The organism is Vibrio sp. 10N.222.55.C6, assembly GCF_041473395.1.
Lineage (GTDB): Bacteria > Pseudomonadota > Gammaproteobacteria > Enterobacterales > Vibrionaceae > Vibrio > Vibrio crassostreae_C.
In genome coordinates, this window is record NZ_JBFRSD010000656.1 from 1 (window position 1) to 276 (window position 276).

Annotated in this window: 1 pseudogene; it reads right to left on the reverse strand. The window is 46.0% G+C overall.

Features of this window, described 5'->3' with window-relative positions:
* Positions 1-78 precede the first annotated feature (78 nt).
* A pseudogene (locus tag AB4486_RS25510) lies at positions 79-276 on the reverse strand (hypothetical protein); the annotation flags it as partial.

A 276-nucleotide genomic window follows, 5' to 3' on the forward strand; every position in this document is an offset into this window, starting at 1 on the left:
GATTCGCCTGCTATTTGATCTCGGGTGAATCAGGGCTAGAAAGCACTAGCCCTTGTTATCGCTATCCTATCGGTATCGTTAGTCTTGCCACTGCCAAGGCTGCTGCCTGTACTGATATCGGTTGAGCTGAAACGACACCGGTTTCTTAATGGTCGTATAGCTGTAACACTGCCTGTTATGCGGCTTATCGATAATGACGGTCTTCTCGCCATAACAAATATCACTGCGTGGATCTTGGCAATGTTCATATAAAGCAAAAGATAACGTTTGGCACCA